The sequence below is a fragment of the bacterium genome (genome assembly GCA_040753555.1).
Lineage (GTDB): Bacteria > UBA9089 > UBA9088 > UBA9088 > UBA9088 > JBFLYE01.
The window spans coordinates 1-2,337 of sequence record JBFMDZ010000277.1 but is presented as its reverse complement, the minus strand read 5'-3'; the positions used below and the strand labels follow the sequence as shown (position 1 = coordinate 2,337).

Sequence of the window (2,337 nt, the reverse complement as noted above, 5' to 3'; positions counted from 1 at the left end):
GAAAAAAACTTAATTTTATCTTCTGAAATAGTCTGCACATTCTTTATATCGGTTTTTAAAGCAAAAAACTTGAGAATTTTTTAGTCTTATGTTAATCTATTATTAAGGTAGCGGAAAATGGGAACTTAAGTATAACCCAAAAATTCCCTTTTGTCAAAAAATCTTAAGGCTATTTCACCCTCACCACAAAGGAGAGGCTTCCCTCGCTTTGAGGTAAGAGCTCAGGGATAATCCATCTTATCTTGGTTGCTTTGTTGCTAAAGGTAGATTGCCAATTGTTATCATACCAATAACTGACTCCCGACTCCTGACTCTTAACTTCTGACTCTAACAGTGTTTTTTCTGGCAAAACCTCAATAATCACCACATCGTTTGCTGTGGCAGAACCAATATTCTTGTAAGTAATCGTATAGGTTAGGGTTCCCCCTAAGGTAATCGTTGATTTATCAACCCTTTTTTCTAGGGTAATTGAGGGAGAGCCAGGGGTTAGAGATAAACATTCGAAAGCACCAATATCATAACCACCTAATTGTGGTCGTGTTACACCATCATAATCAAATAAAGATACAAAAGTACCAGTACCATTATTAAAAGCAGGTGAAACACCTGTAATATGAAAATTACCTGCATCTTTATCTATATAACCTGGGTCGTCTATTATGTAGTTTGTTCCCCATGATTTATCGTATCCATCAGCCCATGTGTTGTGGTTTGTCCCGCCATATCGATAATAGAGATTATGTGTTAACGTTACTCTTCCTGGGGCGTCTGTTGAGACCAGCTTCTGGAAATAAAATGATTCGTAGGTAGTGCCAGCAATAATGTTGTTTGCGATGACAAGATTCACGATATGGTCTTTATCCGGAAATATCCTGAAAGGACCGCCTTCAGCAACATAGATGCTGTTTGAATAGATAGAAACGTTTATGAAATCTCTGTTATAAAGTGAATCTATTGGACGCCAATAGGTATGTCCTGCAAGGTGTATTATATGTATGAGGTTGTTGTAAACCTGGATGTTTTCTACAGAGCCGCCGTCTAATTCTGCTGGTCCTATGATTATCCCATCGCCCCCATACCCTGTGATATAATTACTATAAACAGATATATTTTGGTTTTTGCGACTCATCCCATCAACATAAATACCTACATGATGATAGTCCCATTGAAAATTCCCTGGAGCAAGAGATGTGTTAATTATGTTGTGATGAATACTTCCATGACTACTACCACTTTTTACATCAATACCCTCCTTTCCATAGGAACTCAGAGTGTTATGATGAATATTGAAACCTTGTACATTGCAAAATGAAATAGCCTCTTGTGGACTAACAGTTGGTGGGTTTTGGTAACTATATCCATTGTTCACATCATAAACAGTGTTATGATCAAATTCAACACGTCTTACATATTGTATAGGTTCATTAGATTGGTGGCCGCTGAGAGCAAAAATACCAGAGGACTCACAATCATGGATGATACAGTGGTCTATCCGAATATCTGTTACTTCATCACCATGCCATCTAGCCCATAAAAAAATACCGTGGTCTTTTGTAGACTTGAGTTCCAGCCCACTTATCCGAATAAAGCTAGAGCTACCTCTAATCTCGAAAATGCCACTATACTGTACCGGAAAAGTGGAGGCGTCAACAATGACCTTCTCGTTGTTATAGGGCCTGAAGGTTATCCAGGCGTCTGCTCTTCCTTGTAAATTTTCAATAGTGACCTTTTCATAATATGTTCCTCCACGGATGTATATTGTATCTCCAGAAGCAACCATCTCTGCCGCATGCTGGATTGTTCTCCAGGGACTATCAAAATTTCCAGGATTGCTGTCATTCCCTGTCGTCGCAACATAATATTCTGCTCCGAATGCCGTAACCGGAATTAACAGAAACAAAAAACTTATGTAAAACAACATCATTCTCATCATTCTCAAACCCTGTCTTTATATCAAAAACCCAACCCTAGCTTGCTTATCAAACTAAGGACTGTTAAAGAAACAATCAATCTTTTCATTTTATAGTGCCTCTCATAAATCTTTGCACAAAATTGTAATAAGTTAAAAGTCAAAATCTGTATTGTGAGCTATTTTATTTTGCATTTTCATCAAAAGTTATTGCAATAATCTACTATAATCAAAGTATAACACAAAAATTCCCTTTTGTCAAAAAATCTTGCAAAATTACAAGGCTTTATTGTAAAATATCGTATGTGTTTAGGTAGACGAGAAGAAGAAAGGAAGTTAAAATGAAAGAAAGCACGAAATCCGAAGCACGAAGCACGAAACAATATCTAAATTCAAAATTCTAAACATTAGAGTTTTCAGAATGGTTT

General features: G+C 36.8%; 1 protein-coding gene. It reads right to left on the bottom strand.

Features of this window, described 5'->3' with window-relative positions; translation table 11 throughout:
• Positions 1–169: 169 nt before the first annotated feature.
• Positions 170–1,933, bottom strand: coding sequence for a choice-of-anchor Q domain-containing protein (locus AB1630_12435; protein ID MEW6104599.1), 1,764 nt, complete (start codon positions 1,931–1,933; stop codon positions 170–172).
• Positions 1,934–2,337: the final 404 nt, after the last annotated feature.